Genomic DNA, 15,142 nt, shown 5'->3' on the forward strand with positions numbered 1-15,142 from the left:
TGCACATCGGCCTTCATCGCACCGGGTTCGCCGCGTGCTCGCCCACCACGGTCTGCCACGGCCGCACACGCCACGCCTTGACGATTCCCGCCTGCACGTAGGGATCGGCGCGCGCGAAGGCTTCGGCGGCCGCCGGGCTGTCGCCCTGGAATAGCAGCAGCGCGTTGTCCACCGGCTCGGCAATCGCGCCCGCGAGCAGCAGCTCGCCGCGCTCCGCCGCAGCCCACGCGAGCGCGAGATGCGCGTTGCGATGCTCGGCGCGACGTTCGAGGTAATCGTCGGCGAGGTCGTACATCAAGAGGTAATGCATTGCCTGTCTCCTTGCATGCGTCGTGCGATTCATGCGCATTGTGCCGCAGCGCACGTCAACCAAAGCCGTCGCCGGTTCGTTTTCAGGTTGGCTTTGCCATAATGGTTGCGGCGATAGGCAACGATGCACACAACAGCGGCCTGCGCGCACGACTACCGACAATGTCGAATATCCCATGGGAGTGAACGATGAAGATCCAGTCCGCCATTGCTGCAATCGTGCTGGGCGGCGTGCTCGCCGCACCGGCGTTCGCGCAAACCGCCGCCCCCGCTGCTGCCCCTTCTGCTCCGAACAGCCAGCAGTCGAAGATGAAAACCTGTAACACCCAGGCCGGCGACAAGAAGGGCGACGACCGCAAAGCCTTCATGAAGCAATGTCTCTCGGCAGCCGGCGTCCCCGCGCCGACAATGACGCAGCAAGAACGCATGAAGGCGTGCAACGCGCAGGCCGACGGCAAGAAAGGCGACGACCGCAAGGCCTTCATGAAGACGTGCCTTTCGACCAAGAGCTGAGTTCTGGCTGACGTCGGGCCGTCGCGATCCGCCAGGGATTCCTGATCAATCGGGCTGATCGACACGCTGACGAAACGACATGGCTGCACCAATCGCGACGCGCCCCGGCTTATGCTGCGGCGCGTCGTTTTTCGTGGGCGCAGCACACGTCATGCCCAATCCGCGCCCAGCCCGCGCCGACGCGTGCTTTTTCTCCTATGATGGCTCCAGCGGCCCTTCCCTTATACGAAACGTCAATCGCCATCGGGCCGCCCTATTTAGCCTGTGCAGGTTGATCCTGCTTGATGCCATCGGCATCGAACGGAGGCGCAGATGGCATGGAGACACAAAAACCGCTGGTTTCGCCGCTGGCTGCTGGTGATGGTCTTCTGGCTGGTGCCGGTAATGATCGTCGCGGTGCGCGAAATCCAGGAGGAAATGGCGTATAACCGCGCGGACCTCCAGCGCGCGCTGACCTCGTGGACGTTCACCGACGCCGAACGCACCGCCGGTGCGCCGCTGCACTGCGAGGGCACGGCGGAACAGGCGCGCGCCGCAGGCTGCCCTGCCGCCGTACTGGCCGAAAACGCCGCCGCCCAACAGGCAGCGCGCGACGAATATGCGGTGCGCCGTGCGACCCTCGTGCGCTATCTCTGGCACGCGTTCGTCGGCTACTGGGTTGTGCCAGCCGTGGCGCTACTCGCGCTCGGCATCGTCATTGGCGCGGTGAAGCGCGCGCTGCGTCGCCCGCCCGCAGTCAAAGCCGTTCCAGAACGCTGATGCCCGACACACCGCAAAGCCTTGCCAGATAAGGCCACTGCGGGCCGCTGCGGCCTGCGCGAATCTCGTGCCCGCTCCCGAAGGCCATTTGAAGGCCTGTGCTATAACGACGAGGCTGAACCGTCATCGGCAGCGCCGCGGCGGTCCGGCTTTCCGGAAACCACGACGGAGAACAACATGCAAGGACGTCGCTTCATCCTGAGGACTTCTGTTGCCATCGCGCTCGCCAGCGCAGCGCTCGCGGGTTGCTCGACTACCGGCAATACCCCGCCCACCGAACAAAGCAACGACTCGCGGCGCCAGTCGATCGACGCCAGCGCGGACGGTACGATGTCGCGCCTGTTCCAGACCGTGCCGGGTGCGCGCGAACTCGTCGCGAAGGCGCGTGGCGTACTGGTGTTCCCATCCGTGGTGCAGGCCGGCATCGTGGTGGGCGGCGAACACGGCGACGGTGCGCTGCGCGTAGGCGGCAGCACGGTCGGCTACTACAGCACGACGGGCGCATCGGTGGGCGCGACGCTCGGCATGCAGTCGAAGGCCGTCGTCTATCTGTTCATGACCCAGGACGCGCTCGACAAATTCCGCAATTCGGATGGCTGGTCGGCGGGCGGCGACGCGTCGGTCGCGCTCGTGAAGGTCGGCGCCAACGGCTCGATCGACACCACCACCGCGACCAAGCCCGTCGAAGTCTTCGTGCTCACGAACAGCGGTCTGATCGGCGATCTCTCGCTCGGTGGCACCAAGATTACGCGTCTGAATCTGTAACGCGCCCCGCCGGCGTCCGCGGCGGCTCGATAGCGCCCACTTTCGCGCTCACGTCGCGGACGTATCGATCACCTTGAAGCGCGAGCGCTTGCTCGCGCGAATCACCGCCTGATAGGCCTCCACATACTCCTGCGCCATACGGTGCGAGGTGAAGCGCTCCTCGAAGCGGCGCCGCACGCCGGTACGCGGCACGCGTGCGAGGCGGTTGACGGCCGCCACCGCGCCGATTTCATCCTCGACGATGAAACCCGACACGCCATCGTCCACCACTTCCGGCACCGAGCCGCGATTGAAAGCGATCACCGGCGTGCCGCACGCCATCGCCTCGATCATCACGAGACCGAACGGCTCCGGCCAGTCGATCGGAAACAGCAGCGCGTGCGCGCCCGAGAGGAATTCGGCCTTCTGGCTGTCGTTGATTTCGCCCACGAACTCCACGTTCGGCAACGCGAAAAGCGGCTTGATCTGACGCTCGAAATACTCGCGGTCGGCCTCGTCCACCTTGGCGGCGATGCGGATCGGCAGCCCGCAGCGCTGGGCGATGCGGATCGCGGTATCGACACGCTTTTCCGGCGAGATCCGTCCGAGGAACGCCAGATAGCGCGGCTCCACGGGTTGCGGCGTATACAGATGCTCGGGCAGGCCGTGATAGACCGTGCGTAGCCATTTGGCTTGCGGCAGCGGCTGGCGCTGCGAATTCGAGATCGAGATGACGGGCGCGGTGTTGAAGGTGTCGAACACGGGCTGCTGCTCGGGCAGATCGAGACGCCCATGCAGCGTGGTCACGAACGGCGTTTCCTGGCGCTTGAACACCGAGAACGAGTAGTAGTCCATATGGAAGTGCAGCACGTCGAACTGGTCGGCCTGACGACGTACCAGTTCCATTAGCAGCATGTGCGGCGCGACCCGGTCGCGAATGGCGGGATCGAGCCGCAGCGCGCGCGGCCAGACCGGTTCGAGCTTCGCGCTCGTCACGGAGTCGCCGCTTGCGAATAGCGTCACATCGTGGCCGAGCTCGACCAGCGCTTCGGTGATGTACGACACGGCGCGTTCCGTGCCGCCGTACAGCTTGGGCGGAACCGATTCGGTCAGCGGAGCGATCTGCGCAATTCTCATCGGGTGTCTCCAGTGTTCGGCCAATCTTCAGGTGACGCATATTTCGCGCCTGAATGCCTCAACAGTCCTGGGCCATTGTAAGCGAGTCGTCACAGAGCCGACACGTAGAGCGACTCCCAGGTCTTTGCTCGTCTCATAACGGCTCAGAGGCCAAAACGCCCGGAGCATGTCACCCGATTCAGCGCGACGGCCACTTCCACGCGGGCACATCGAGCGAATCGGGATCGGCGAAGGTCGTCGCCCCCAGGCGTCGCTCCAGCACGATCGACTGGCTGCCCGCCTCGCGCTCCAGCGCCGCGACGAGCCGCGCCGCATGCGAGACCACCAGCACCTGCGAGTGCGTCGAAGCCCGCGCGATCAGGCGCGCCAGCGACGGCAGCAAATCGGGATGCAGGCTCGTTTCCGGCTCGTCGAGCACCAGCAGCGCGGGCGGTCGCGGGCTCAGCAACGCGGCGGCGAGCAGCAGATAGCGCAACGTGCCGTCCGACAGTTCGGCGCCGCGCAACGGGCGCAACAGCCCTTCCTGACGCAGCGCCACCTCGAAGCGCCCATCGTGATTGACGATCTCGACACGCGCGCCGGGAAACGCATCGCCGATCGCCGTGTCGAGCGCCGCGCCGTCGCCGATCTCGCGGATCGTCTGCAAAGCCGCCGCGAGATTCGCGCCGTCGTCGGAGAGCACCGGCGAATGCGTGCCGATCTGCACCTGGCGCGCGTTCGCGTGCTCGTCGGTGCGGAAATGGTCGTAGAAGCGCCACGAGCGGATCTGCTCGCGCACCGCGATCATCTCGGGCGCGCTGCGCGGGTCGGCGTACTCCGTCATCATGCTGTCGAAGCTCGCCACCGGCTGCGCGAGCGTGGACCATTCGCCGCGCCCCGACTCATCGTCGCGAATGCGGATCATCGGCCCCTGGCGGTCCACGAGCAGCGCCGAGGGACGCAGCAGCGGCCCGCTCCAGATGCACTCGCGCTTGATGACCGGGTCGAGCGAAAACTGCGAGGTCGACGCGGGCGGCGGCAGACCGAGGTCGATCGCATAGCCAAAGGTCTCGCCCGCGAAGCCGAGCTTCAGACTCACCGCGTCCTTGCGCACGGTGCCCTGAACCGCGTGATCGCCCGCGGCGACGGCGCGCGAGAAACGCTCCGGACCGGCCCACAGCGTCGATTGCAGACCGCCCTCACGCGCAAGCGACGGAATCACACCACCGCGCGCGGTGAGCGCGAGCAGACGCAGCGCGCGATAGAGATTGGACTTGCCGCTGCCGTTCGCGCCCGTGATGACGTTGAGCGGCCCGAGCGGCACGATGAGCTCGCGCAGCGAGCGGTAGTTGGCGATAGCGAGCGTGGTGAGCATGAGGCGTGGGTTGAGCGAAGGGCCAACGCCGGATGATACGCAAACGTCGCGGCCCCTCCTGCGCCAGTGGCCGTCATTGACCCGTCAGCGCGGCTGCGGCACGCTCGCCAGATCGCGCAGGAAGCGGTCGCGCCACACGCCCAGATCGTTACGCCGCAACGCTTCCATATTGGTTTCGTGGCGCGCCTTGCGCTCGGCCAGCGGCATCGACAGCGCGCGCTCCAGCGCCTCGGACATGCCCGCCGCATCGTGCGGATTCACGAGCAGCGCGCCACTCAGTTCGGCGGCGGCGCCCGCGAAGATCGACAGCACCAGCACGCCGGGATCGTCGGGATTCTGCGCGGCCACATATTCCTTGGCGACGAGATTCATGCCGTCGTGCAACGGCGTTACGTATCCCACCTGCGACTCGCGGAACAGCGACATCAGCTTCATGCGATCGTACTGCTGGCTCAGATAGCGGATCGGCGTGTAATCGAGGCCCGAGTAGCGCCCGTTGATGCGGCCCGCCTCACGCTCCAGCTCCTCGCGAATCACCTTGTAGCTGGCTACATCCGAGCGCGTGGGCGGTGCAATCTGCACGAGCGTGACCTTGCCGCGCCATTCGGGCGAATGCTCGAGCAACTGCTCGAAGGCCTGAAAACGCTCGACGAGACCCTTCGAATAATCGAGGCGATCCACGCTCATGATGAGCTTGCGCCCTTCGAGACTCTGCTTGAGATCGAGCACGTGCTGGCGGCTTTCATAGCGTGCGGCCTGTTCGGCGATCTCGTCGGGAAACACGCCGATGCGGTAGACGCCCGTGCGCAGCTTGCGCCCGTAGGCCTCGATTTCGCCCTCGTGCTCGCCCTGCTGGCCCGTCTCGCCCTTCTTCCCCAGCTCGCGCACGACGCCGCGCGCCTCGCGCGCCATGTAATCGTGAAACGCCTGCTGGTCGTTGCGGGTCTGGAAACCGAGCAGGTCGTAGCAGCACAGCGACTTCACGAGCTCGTCGTGCGGCGGAATCGTCTGCAACACCTGCGGCGAGGGAAACGGAATATGCAGGAAGAAGCCGATGCGGTTGCGTACGCCCTCCGAGCGCAGCGCCTCCGCGAACGGGATCAGGTGATAGTCGTGGACCCAGATGATGTCGTCGGGCTCGATCAGCTTCATGAGCTTGTGCGCGAGCCAGGCGTTGACGCGGCGGTAGCCGGCGTATTCGTCGCGCTCGTAGCGCGCGAGGTCATTGCGATAGTGGAACACCGGCCAGAGCGTGGCGTTCGAAAAGCCGCGGTAGTACTGGTCGTAATCCTTCTTCGTCAGGCCGACCGTCGCGAAGCTGACGGCGCCCTCCTTGACGAGCGTGGGGCCCGCGTTCGCCACGGTTTCGCTCACCACGTCGCCACTCCAGCCAAACCATACGCCGCCCGCGTCCTTGAGCGCACCGAACACGCCAACGGCGAGTCCACCCGCGGAGCCCTTGGTCTCCGTGGGCGTCGCCACGCGGTTCGAGACGACTATCAGTCTGGCCATCGTTGCATTCCTCCTCGTCTCGTCTGCGCTGTTGTCGGCGCTGTTATCGGCGCTGTCACCGGCTCTTTCATCTGCATTGCTTCCTCTGTTATAGATTCTCGCGCGCGCGGGCATCGCTTGATCCGCGCATCGTCAAGGCGCCGGTCGCTCCTCCTGCGCCACAGCCGTGTCGCCGTCCTCACTCTCGCGTTGCAACCCGGCGCGCAGGCTGCTGCCCGCCACGGGGTCGGCTTCGGTGTGCGCCGCCGTGCTCGATGCCGGAGCCGCGGGCGGCCGCCACGGCGGCATCGGACGGGACTCTGCCCCACCCCGTTGCGCCATCGCTTCGCCTGATCCTGACGCTTCGAACAACCCGCCGCCGTCCAGTTGCGCCGCGACCTCGGCGCGCGCCTTCGGCAGATATTGCGGATAGCGCGCATTGACGAAATCGAGCAATCCCTCGCGCACCCGGCAACGCAGATCCCAGTTCAGGCCGGAGTCCTGCGAACTCACCAGCACGCGCAACTGCATCGCCCGCTCGTTGGCGTCGGTGACTTGCAGGACCTGCACGCGCTTGTCCCACTCCGGCGCGTGCTCGACGATACGCGCCAACTCCTCGCGCAACGGCGCGAGCGGCATGCGGTAGTCGAGCCATAAAAACACCGAACCGATGATCTGCGAGCTGCTGCGCGTCCAGTTCGTAAACGGATTCTCGATAAACCACTGCAACGGCACGATCAGACGGCGCTGGTCCCAGATACGCACCGACACATAGGTGCCGGTGATTTCCTCGATGCGTCCCCACTCGCCCTGGATCACGACCACGTCGTCGAGCCGGATAGGCTGCGAAATCGCAATCTGCAAACCGGCAATCAGATTACCTAGCACGGGGCGTGCCGCGATACCGGCGACCAGACCGGCGACGCCCGCCGAGGCCAGCAGGCTCGCGCCGATCTGCCGCACATTCGGAAACGTCATCAACGCGGCGCCCACGCCGAAGATAATGATGACGACCATCACCGTGCGCGCGAGCACGCGCGCCTGGGTGTGAATACGGCGGGCGTGGAGGTTATCGGCAATATCGAGCGGATGCGCGGCAATGATGGCCTCGCCGATCGCCGCCGCGCAGCGTACCGACAGCCAGGTGATCGCTCCGACCAGCGCAAACGCGCACAGCTCGCGCAAGGTGCCGATGAAGCGCAGCGTGTCGGGCGCTTGCCACCAGACGAATTCGAGCGCGAGCACGCCAAGCACCGCGCGAGCGGGCTGGTGCACGTAGCGCACGAATACGCTCACGCGCGGATACGGCCGCGCGATGCGGCGCACGACGCGCGCGCCGAGCCAGTGGAGTCCGACGGCGAAAACGAGCGCGAGCGCGCTGACGATCAGCGTGCCGAGCCAGTTCTGCAAAGGCGCGTCGGCAAGACGCGAGGCCAGCTCGGAGAGCGAGTCGAGATTGGGCATCGGCGGTCAATTCCTCCTGAATGCGGGGACATCGAGTGGGAAATGCGCTACGAAGCAGAGAATCGGACGCGTGTGGGCTGCGGGCGTCGTGAACACCGATGAATGGCGACGCGGCCCACACACTGAACGCTACCCGAATGCGCGTAAAGAAACGCTTAAAAATGCGCTTATGGCAGAAGCGAAAGCGCCAGACAAAAGGCGCGATGCAGATAAATCGACTGAGGATTTCACCGTTGGTTCAACGGCGTGGGGACGCGGCTGCGCGGTCGTGCACGCAGCCGGTCGGTCGTTCGCTAGTTCGTTCGAAGCGGTTCAGGCCCCCGAACGCAGGGGCAGCCGGACGTTACCCGGCAGAATCAGCTGCCCGTCTTGCAGGGAAACGCCTTGCCCAGCCCAAGCGAAATCGCCGTGCTGGCGTTGTAGCCGGCCACATTGGGATTGTCCGCGATGTACTTGCGCACGGCGTCGGTGAGTTGCGCGGAACGCGCATCCGCCGGCAGGCAGAAGTACTGGCCAACGCGCGGGCCGGTCGTCCCGCCAATGGCGTCGATGGTATTGAAAATGCCGTCGGCAGCACCTTCGATATAGGCCGCGCAAGCGCTACGCGAGGCAACGTCGGTCTTCGAGCAAAGGCGGTTGAGGTCGCTGGCGGTGAATGCGAAAGCCGACAGCGGCAACATGAGCGCGCCGGCGCAGAACAGAGCCCGCAGCATGGTTCTCCTTGAATCGTCGTGTGGGGCGGCGCCCCCGCGCCGCGTGCCGCCTACTGGCGCGAGCCGGTGGCGGCGTCGGCAGTAAGGGGCAATTCCGCTATTGTGCACTGTTTTAGGGGACTGTCGTGTTACCCACTGTACGCAAGCACCACGACATCCCTTCAAACGCGGGCTTCGGGCCGGTTTCGAGTGCAAACTCGCGCCGGCGTGGCAGCCCGTACTACGCTTTACGGCAAATTTACTGCGCCGCTTGACCCATGCGCGCCGACAGGTCCTTGATCGCGTCCGGCGCCTTGTACTGCTTGGCGAAGTCGAGCGCGTTCATGCCGATCTGGTTCTTGGCCTGGAGGTTCGCGCCGTGGTCGAGCAGCAGCTTCGCCGTGCTCATGTGGTCGCCGCGCGCGGCCATCATCAGCGGCGTCGTGCCGTTGGGCGACAGTGCGTTGACGTCGGCCGAGTAGCCGATCAGCAGCTTCACCACGTCGTCGTTGCCGTTCGCGGCGGCGTAGTGCAGCGGGGTCCAGCCCTGCTTGTTGACGTCAGCGCCCTTGGTGATGAGCAGCTTGACGAGATCGACGTCGCCGTTGAGGGACGCCAGCATCAGCGCGCTCTCACCCGCCTTGTCTTCGGCGTTGATCCTGGTGTTCGGGTTGTCGAGCAGCAGCGCCGCGACCTTGTCCGACTTTTCACGCGCAGCCAGCACGAGCAGCGGCATGCCCTGATCGTCCGTGGCGTTCGGGTCCTGGCCGTTCGCGATGTCCTTGGCGACGCCCTTGTCGTCGTCGAACTTCACGCCCTTCACCAGCGAGTCGATCGGCGCGGCGTAAGCCGGCGCGCTCGCGAAGAAGGCGGCGCCCATGCCGATGGCGAGCGCGGCGGCAACGCTGCGCAGGCCGGCGGCGCGCGGCGCGTGCGTGGCGTGGACGGTGGACTTAAGCGAATTCAGGTTCATGTCAGGCCTTAACGTTATTCGATATCTGATTGATAACAAACGGATCACCCGCTGGTCACGCAGTGCAAACCAGCGGCATTGCCAGCGCGCGGCCGGACTTTCGGCAGGATTTCAGGCCGAAGCCGGGATCTTGAACAGCCGGAAAAAGTTCTGCGTGGTGGCAGCGCCGAGTTCGGCGTCCGGCAATCCGCGTTGCTGGGCAATGAATCTTCCGACATGGCTAACGTACGCAGGTTCATTCGGTTTGCCACGATAAGGCACTGGCGCAAGATAAGGCGAATCGGTTTCGATCAGCAAACGCTCGATCGGCACGCGCCGCGCCACGTCCTGCACGTCGGTCGCGCTCTTGAAGGTGACGATACCTGACAGCGAAATGTAAAAATTCTGCGCAATGGCGCGCTCGGCGATCGCCCAGGGCTCCGTGAAGCAGTGCATCACGCCGCCCGGCTCTCCGGCGCGCTCCTCTTCCATGATGCGCAGCGTGTCCTCGGAGGACGCGCGCGTATGGATGATGAGCGGCTTGCTCGTCGCGTGCGCGGCGCGGATGTGGGTGCGAAAACGCTCGCGCTGCCACTCCATGTCTTCGATCGTGCGCTCGCCCAGCCGATAGTAATCGAGCCCCGTTTCGCCGATCGCCACCACCTTGGGGTGCCGCGCCAGTTCCACGAGATCGGCGACCGACGGCTCCTGCACGTCCTCGTGATCCGGATGCACGCCCACCGACGCGTACACGTTCTCGAAGCGGCTCGCGATGTCGAGCACCGACGGCAGCGTCTCCAGATCCACCGAGACGCACAGCGCGTGCGTGACGTCCTGCGCGCGCATGTTCTCGAGCACCTGGGGCAACCGGTCGGCCAGACCCTCGAAATTGATGTGGCAATGCGAATCGACAAACATGGGCGGTCCTGCGAAGAAAAACGGGGAAATCGGGGAAAAATCAGCGCGCTGTCCGCCGTTCAGGCAAACATTTCACGATATCCGAGAAAAAGCTCCTCGAACACGAGACGCGCATTCAGCGGATGGTTCTCGACGGCGCGCTGACGCGTCACGGTTTTCAGATAGCGCGCGAGCGCGGCCGCATCGAGTTTGGCCGCGCAGCGGGCCAGCGCGTCCGCCAACTGCGGGTAGTAGCGCGGGCGCCCCGCCGTGCGTTCGGCGAGCAGATCGTAGGCCCAGCGCTGCAACCAGCCGAGCACGAGCGGCACCGGCAGCTTCTGGAGCGTCTCGCCGCAGGCAAAGGCGTCGCAGTTCGGGCCAGCGGCGAGTTGGGCGAGCGTCCAGTCGCGCAACGTACGGTTCTCGTCGCTCGCGAGCGCCAGCGCTGCGAGCGGCGCGCCGCCGGCCTCGGCCAGCAAGGCGGCCGCATCGGCCACTCCCTGCTGCGCGAGCCAGGCCTGCGCTTCCTGCGGCGCGGGCGTGCCCATCGGCCATTGGCGGCAGCGGCTGATGATGGTGGGCAGCAGACGGTCGATACGCGCCGACACCAGCACGAACACCACGCTCGACGGCGGTTCTTCCAGCGTCTTCAGCAGCGCGTTGGCGGCGGCCACGTTGAGCGCTTCGGCCGGGTACAGCACGACCACGCGCGAGCCGCCACGGTGCGAGCCCACGCTCGTGAAATCCAGCAGCGCGCGCACCTGCTCGATCTTGATTTCCTTGCTCGGCGTGCGGCTCTTCTTGCCCTCTTCGCCATCGGCCTTGTCCGCCTTGGCGTCGTCCTTGTCGTCCGCGCCCGAGGGACCGACGAGTCCGGCAAGCGCCTCGGGCACCACGACGCGATAGTCGGGGTGATTACCCTGCGCGAACCAGGTGCAGGCCGGGCACGTGCCGCAGGGCTGGCCGTCGGCTTGCGGCGACTCGCACAACAGCCCTTTCGCCAGATGCTGGGCGAACTGGAGCTTGCCGATGCCCGCCTGGCCATGCAACAGCAACGCATGCGGCCAGTGGCTGCGCAGTTGCTGAAGGCGCTCCCAGTCGCCGCTTTGCCAAGGATAAATCATGTTTTTGATCAATAAGTTAGGCGCGATGTGACGCGCTTAGAGCGTGCCGATCACCTGTTCGAGCTTGCGGCGAATCTCTTCGATGCTCTGCGACGAATCGACGATGGCGAAGCGATACGGCGCTTCTTCCGCGCGGCGCAGGTATTCGGCGCGCGTGCGCGTGAAGAATGCGTCGGTTTCGCTCTCGAAGCGGTCCGGCGCGCGCGCGGCGCCGCGACGCTCGCTCGCGGTGTCCGGCTCGATGTCGAACAACACCGTCAGGTCGGGCTGGAAACCGCCCTGCACCCAGCGCTCCAGCGCTTCGAGCTTGTCACGCGGGAGACCGCGGCCGCCGCCTTGATACGCGAACGTGGCGTCGGTGAAGCGATCGGAGAGCACCCAGTCGCCGCGCGCAAGCGCCGGCTCGATCACGCGCGCGAGGTGTTCGCGGCGCGCCGCGAACATCAGCAGCGCCTCGGTTTCGAGGTCCATCGGTTCGTGCAGCAGGATCTCGCGCAGCTTCTCGCCAAGCGCGGTGCCGCCCGGTTCGCGCGTCATGACCACGGTGCGGCCGGCCGCGGCAAGCTTCTGTTCGAGCTGCTCGCGAAACCAGGCCAGATGCGTGGTCTTGCCCGCGCCATCGATGCCCTCGAAGGTGATGAATCGGCCCCGCGCCATTTAGTTACCCCGGATGTACTTGTCGACGGCCTTGTTATGGTCGACGAGATTGTCAGAAAAAACGCTGCTGCCGTCGCCGCGCGCCACGAAATACAGCGCGGCGGTCGCGGCAGGATTGAGCGCCGCCTGTAGCGAGGCGGCGCCGGGCAGCGCGATTGGAGTCGGCGGCAGCCCGAGGCGCAGGTACGTATTGTAAAGAGTGTCGGTCTGCAGATCGCGCTTGTGCAGATGCCCCAGATAGCTCTCGCCCATCCCGTAGATCACGGACGGATCGGTCTGCAACGGCATGCCCACCTTGAGCCGGTTCGCGAACACGGCCGCGACAAGCGCGCGGTCGCCGGCCTTGCCCGTCTCTTTTTCGACCAGCGAGGCGAGCGTAAGCGCCTCATACGGCGACTTGAGCGGCAGACCCGGCGCGCGCGCGGCCCACGCCTCGCCCAGATGCGTCTGCATCAGCTTGTAGGCGCGGCGATAGACGTCGAGATCGCTCGAACCTTTGTCGAACAGGTAGGTATCCGGGAAGAACAGGCCTTCGCCGCTGCCCTGCGGCGCGGGTGCCGCGCCGATCGCGCCGAGCAGCTGCGCGTCGCTCATGCCGGCCGTGTCGTGCGTCAGCGCGGGATTCGCGTCGAGTTCCTGGCGCATGTGCTTGAAGGTCCAGCCTTCGATGATGGTCGCGACATATTCGTTGACGTCGCCAAGCGCCATCTTTTGCAGCACGTCATAGGGCGTGATGCCCGCCTTGAACTCGTAGTTGCCCGATTTGAGCTGGCTTTGCAGGCCGAGCACGCGGGTCATCAGCACGAACAACTGGGGCTGGACCGGCACGCCGCCACGGCGCAACTGCGTGGTGACGCTGCGCACCGAGCTATGCGGCTTGATGGTGACGTCGAGCTGCTGAACACCAAGCGGGATCGGCCTCGTGGCCCAATATGCGACGCCGCCCGCGGCGGCTGCGCCCAGCACGACGAGCGCGGCGCCCGCTGCAAGGCATTTCTTCAGGAGGGACATGGAAACATGACTCTGGGGGACCTCATATAATAACCGCTTGCCCTCGCTAAAGTCAGGATTGACTGTTCCCCGAATCCATGAACGCACCGCTCGCAGCTCACGCACACACCGATACCCCGTCCGCCGCCGATTTCGACGCTGTCCTCAAGGCCGGCGCCTTCGCGATCCTGCCGCAGTTCGGCGTGATCGACGCCAATGGCGACGACGCAGCCAGCTTCCTGCACGGCCAGCTCACCAACGACGTCCAGCACCTCGATGTGGCCGGCGCGCGCCTCGCGGGCTATTGCTCGGCCAAGGGCCGCCTGCTCGCCTCCTTCCTCACGTGGAAAAGCGGCGACACGATCCGGCTGATGCTCTCGAAGGACGTCCAGGCCGGCGTGCAGAAACGCCTCTCGATGTTCGTCCTGCGCGCCAAGGCGAAGCTCACCGACGACACCGACAAACTGCTCGTCGTCGGCTTCGCGGGCGACGTGCGCGGCGCGTTGGCGCGCGTTTTCGATGCGCTGCCCGATGGCGTGCACGTCAAGGTGGACGACCCCGCGGGCACGCTGATCCGCATGCCGGACGCGGCTGGCCGCCTGCGCTACCTGTGGGTCGGGCCGAAGGAAGCCGTCGAGGCGAAACTTGCCACGCTCGCCGGAGAACTCAAGGCGGTCTCGCCCGCAGTCTGGGACTGGCTCGACATCCGCGCAGGCGAGCCGCGCATCACCCAGGCGGTGAGCGAGCAGTTCGTCCCGCAGATGGTGAACTACGACGTGCTCGGCGGCGTGAACTTCAAGAAGGGCTGCTATCCGGGCCAGGAAGTGGTCGCGCGCAGCCAGTATCGCGGCACCATCAAGCGCCGCACCGCGCTCGCGGGCGTGGCGGCTGGGCTCGACGCCGCGCATGCGGGCGTGGAGCTGTTCCACTCCGACGATCCGGGCCAGCCCTGCGGCATGATCGTGAACGCGGCGGCGTCGCCCGAAGGCGGCGTCGATCTGCTCGCGGAGATCAAGCTCGCCGCACTCGAAACGGGCAGCGTTCATCTCGGTTCGGCCGAAGGCCCCGCGCTGCGCATCCTGCCGCTGCCCTACGCCCTACCCACCGAGGTCTGAGACCTTGCCGACCGTTGCTGCCGCGCGCGCCGGGCACGCTGTGCCCATGCCGCGCGCGAGCGGCATGGCACCACCATTCCCGCATCAAGGAGACGGCGCGCCATGTGCCTGATCGTTTTCGACTGGCGACCCGATTCACGCGACGGCGCGCTCTTCACGCTCGCGGCCAACCGCGACGAATTCCTGCGCCGCACCGCCGCGCCCCTGCAATGGTGGGACGACGCGCCCGACGTGCTGGCGGGCCGCGATCTGGTCGGCGGTGGCACCTGGCTCGGCATGACGCGCGGCGGGCGCTTCGCCGCGCTCACCAACTATCGCGCGCCGCACGAGATGCGTCCGGACGCGCCCACGCGCGGCACGCTGGTGTCGCGCTGGCTCACGGGCGCGCCGGACCTTCCCGATACGCCGCTCGGCTATCTCGAAGGCGTCGCGCGGGAAGGCGATCTGTACAACGGCTTCAATCTGGTGATCGGCGATTGGGCCCGGCGCGAGCTTGCCTGGTATTGCAACCGCGGTGACCGCGTGCCCGCGCTGCTGCCCGACGGCACGCATGGCATTTCGAACGCTGTGCTCGACACCCCGTGGCCCAAGCTTGTGCACAAGCGCGCCGAACTCGCGCAGCAAGTCGCGAATGGCCCAGACGTGCCGCTCGACAATCTGATCGAGATGATGCGCGACCCGCGCATTGCGCCAGACGCCGATCTGCCCGCGACGGGCCTCCCGCTGGAGCGCGAGCGCGCGTTGTCGGCGGCGTTCATCGAGACGCCCGATTACGGCACGCGCGGCACCACGGCGCTACGCGTGCGTGTGGATGGCGCGAATCTGAACGTGGAAACCTGCGAGCGCAGCGACGACGACGGCTCGCACCGCATCGCGCGGCCGGGCCGTTCGGAACGCCGTGAACAGTACACGGTAAGCGCGACGCGCAGCACGCTTGCCTGAGC

General features: G+C 66.1%; 16 protein-coding genes. 5 read left to right on the plus strand and 11 right to left on the minus strand.

Annotated elements, in window-relative coordinates; genetic code table 11:
- Positions 1 to 13 precede the first annotated feature (13 nt).
- Positions 14 to 310 carry a YciI-like protein gene (locus tag U5782_RS09140; RefSeq protein ID WP_322043479.1) on the minus strand — a complete coding sequence of 99 codons (297 nt, stop codon included), beginning with the start codon at positions 308 to 310 and terminating at the stop codon, positions 14 to 16.
- A gap of 188 nt (positions 311 to 498) precedes the next feature.
- Here U5782_RS09140 and U5782_RS09145 point away from each other — a divergent pair, with 188 nt between their 5' ends.
- From U5782_RS09145 to U5782_RS09155, 3 genes are all read left to right on the plus strand, one after another.
- The gene (locus tag U5782_RS09145; protein ID WP_322043480.1) at positions 499 to 822 is read left to right on the plus strand and encodes a PsiF family protein; all 324 of its coding nucleotides are present in this window, start codon (positions 499 to 501) and stop codon (positions 820 to 822) included.
- A 312-nt stretch (positions 823 to 1,134) separates the two neighbouring features.
- Positions 1,135 to 1,581, plus strand: a complete 447-nt coding sequence (locus U5782_RS09150) for a hypothetical protein (RefSeq protein WP_322043481.1) — start codon at positions 1,135 to 1,137, stop codon at positions 1,579 to 1,581.
- Positions 1,582 to 1,758: 177 nt separating this feature from the next.
- Positions 1,759 to 2,346, plus strand: a complete 588-nt coding sequence (locus U5782_RS09155) for a YSC84-related protein (RefSeq protein WP_322043482.1) — start codon at positions 1,759 to 1,761, stop codon at positions 2,344 to 2,346.
- A gap of 48 nt (positions 2,347 to 2,394) precedes the next feature.
- On the opposite strand, the gene U5782_RS09160 is transcribed toward U5782_RS09155, so the two are convergent.
- From U5782_RS09160 to mltG, 10 genes are all read right to left on the minus strand, one after another.
- Positions 2,395 to 3,462 (minus strand): glycosyltransferase family 4 protein, encoded by a 1,068-nt coding sequence (locus tag U5782_RS09160; protein WP_322043483.1) that lies wholly within the window; start codon positions 3,460 to 3,462, stop codon positions 2,395 to 2,397.
- A gap of 178 nt (positions 3,463 to 3,640) precedes the next feature.
- Positions 3,641 to 4,816, minus strand: coding sequence for an AAA family ATPase (locus U5782_RS09165; protein ID WP_322043484.1), 1,176 nt, complete (start codon positions 4,814 to 4,816; stop codon positions 3,641 to 3,643).
- Positions 4,817 to 4,900: 84 nt separating this feature from the next.
- Positions 4,901 to 6,328, minus strand: coding sequence for an alpha,alpha-trehalose-phosphate synthase (UDP-forming) (gene otsA, locus U5782_RS09170; RefSeq protein WP_322043485.1), 1,428 nt, complete (start codon positions 6,326 to 6,328; stop codon positions 4,901 to 4,903).
- Between the two features lie 132 nt (positions 6,329 to 6,460).
- The gene (locus U5782_RS09175; protein ID WP_322043486.1) at positions 6,461 to 7,771 is read right to left on the minus strand and encodes a mechanosensitive ion channel family protein; all 1,311 of its coding nucleotides are present in this window, start codon (positions 7,769 to 7,771) and stop codon (positions 6,461 to 6,463) included.
- 356 nt (positions 7,772 to 8,127) lie between these two features.
- Complete coding sequence (locus U5782_RS09180; RefSeq protein WP_205981610.1) at positions 8,128 to 8,484, minus strand: Rap1a/Tai family immunity protein; 357 nt, start codon at positions 8,482 to 8,484, stop codon at positions 8,128 to 8,130.
- Positions 8,485 to 8,722: 238 nt separating this feature from the next.
- Entirely contained in the window at positions 8,723 to 9,436 is a 714-nt protein-coding gene (locus U5782_RS09185) for an ankyrin repeat domain-containing protein (RefSeq protein WP_415914277.1), read from the minus strand.
- A 111-nt stretch (positions 9,437 to 9,547) separates the two neighbouring features.
- Entirely contained in the window at positions 9,548 to 10,333 is a 786-nt protein-coding gene (locus tag U5782_RS09190) for a TatD family hydrolase (RefSeq protein WP_322043487.1), read from the minus strand.
- 59 nt (positions 10,334 to 10,392) lie between these two features.
- Positions 10,393 to 11,436, minus strand: a complete 1,044-nt coding sequence (locus U5782_RS09195; RefSeq protein WP_322043488.1) for a DNA polymerase III subunit delta' — start codon at positions 11,434 to 11,436, stop codon at positions 10,393 to 10,395.
- Positions 11,437 to 11,472: 36 nt separating this feature from the next.
- Positions 11,473 to 12,093: a dTMP kinase gene (gene tmk, locus U5782_RS09200; protein ID WP_322043489.1), complete on the minus strand. Its 621-nt coding sequence runs from the start codon at positions 12,091 to 12,093 to the stop codon at positions 11,473 to 11,475.
- On the minus strand, positions 12,094 to 13,104 hold the full coding sequence (mltG, locus tag U5782_RS09205; protein ID WP_322043490.1) for an endolytic transglycosylase MltG: 1,011 nt from the start codon (positions 13,102 to 13,104) through the stop codon (positions 12,094 to 12,096).
- 77 nt (positions 13,105 to 13,181) lie between these two features.
- Between mltG and U5782_RS09210 the strand changes: the two genes are divergently transcribed.
- Both U5782_RS09210 and U5782_RS09215 read left to right on the plus strand, forming a co-directional pair.
- Entirely contained in the window at positions 13,182 to 14,198 is a 1,017-nt protein-coding gene (locus U5782_RS09210) for a folate-binding protein (protein ID WP_322043491.1), read from the plus strand.
- A gap of 102 nt (positions 14,199 to 14,300) precedes the next feature.
- Positions 14,301 to 15,140 (plus strand): NRDE family protein, encoded by an 840-nt coding sequence (locus U5782_RS09215; RefSeq protein ID WP_322043492.1) that lies wholly within the window; start codon positions 14,301 to 14,303, stop codon positions 15,138 to 15,140.
- The last annotated feature ends 2 nt before the right edge of the window (positions 15,141 to 15,142 follow it).

It is taken from the genome of Paraburkholderia sp. J67 (assembly GCF_905220265.1).
In the GTDB taxonomy this organism is placed as follows: domain Bacteria; phylum Pseudomonadota; class Gammaproteobacteria; order Burkholderiales; family Burkholderiaceae; genus Paraburkholderia.

What these genes read in the sequence shown, in the direction of transcription:
- U5782_RS09140 (WP_322043479.1), bottom strand. Translation starts at nt 310, where the DNA reads ATGCATTACCTCTTGATGTACGACCTCGCCGACGATTACCTCGAACGT.
- U5782_RS09145 (WP_322043480.1), top strand. Translation starts at nt 499, where the DNA reads ATGAAGATCCAGTCCGCCATTGCTGCAATCGTGCTGGGCGGCGTGCTC.
- U5782_RS09150 (WP_322043481.1), top strand. Translation starts at nt 1,135, where the DNA reads ATGGCATGGAGACACAAAAACCGCTGGTTTCGCCGCTGGCTGCTGGTG.
- U5782_RS09155 (WP_322043482.1), top strand. Translation starts at nt 1,759, where the DNA reads ATGCAAGGACGTCGCTTCATCCTGAGGACTTCTGTTGCCATCGCGCTC.
- U5782_RS09160 (WP_322043483.1), bottom strand. Translation starts at nt 3,462, where the DNA reads ATGAGAATTGCGCAGATCGCTCCGCTGACCGAATCGGTTCCGCCCAAG.
- U5782_RS09165 (WP_322043484.1), bottom strand. Translation starts at nt 4,816, where the DNA reads ATGCTCACCACGCTCGCTATCGCCAACTACCGCTCGCTGCGCGAGCTC.
- otsA (WP_322043485.1), bottom strand. Translation starts at nt 6,328, where the DNA reads ATGGCCAGACTGATAGTCGTCTCGAACCGCGTGGCGACGCCCACGGAG.
- U5782_RS09175 (WP_322043486.1), bottom strand. Translation starts at nt 7,771, where the DNA reads ATGCCCAATCTCGACTCGCTCTCCGAGCTGGCCTCGCGTCTTGCCGAC.
- U5782_RS09180 (WP_205981610.1), bottom strand. Translation starts at nt 8,484, where the DNA reads ATGCTGCGGGCTCTGTTCTGCGCCGGCGCGCTCATGTTGCCGCTGTCG.
- U5782_RS09185 (WP_415914277.1), bottom strand. Translation starts at nt 9,436, where the DNA reads ATGAACCTGAATTCGCTTAAGTCCACCGTCCACGCCACGCACGCGCCG.
- U5782_RS09190 (WP_322043487.1), bottom strand. Translation starts at nt 10,333, where the DNA reads ATGTTTGTCGATTCGCATTGCCACATCAATTTCGAGGGTCTGGCCGAC.
- U5782_RS09195 (WP_322043488.1), bottom strand. Translation starts at nt 11,436, where the DNA reads ATGATTTATCCTTGGCAAAGCGGCGACTGGGAGCGCCTTCAGCAACTG.
- tmk (WP_322043489.1), bottom strand. Translation starts at nt 12,093, where the DNA reads ATGGCGCGGGGCCGATTCATCACCTTCGAGGGCATCGATGGCGCGGGC.
- mltG (WP_322043490.1), bottom strand. Translation starts at nt 13,104, where the DNA reads ATGTCCCTCCTGAAGAAATGCCTTGCAGCGGGCGCCGCGCTCGTCGTG.
- U5782_RS09210 (WP_322043491.1), top strand. Translation starts at nt 13,182, where the DNA reads ATGAACGCACCGCTCGCAGCTCACGCACACACCGATACCCCGTCCGCC.
- U5782_RS09215 (WP_322043492.1), top strand. Translation starts at nt 14,301, where the DNA reads ATGTGCCTGATCGTTTTCGACTGGCGACCCGATTCACGCGACGGCGCG.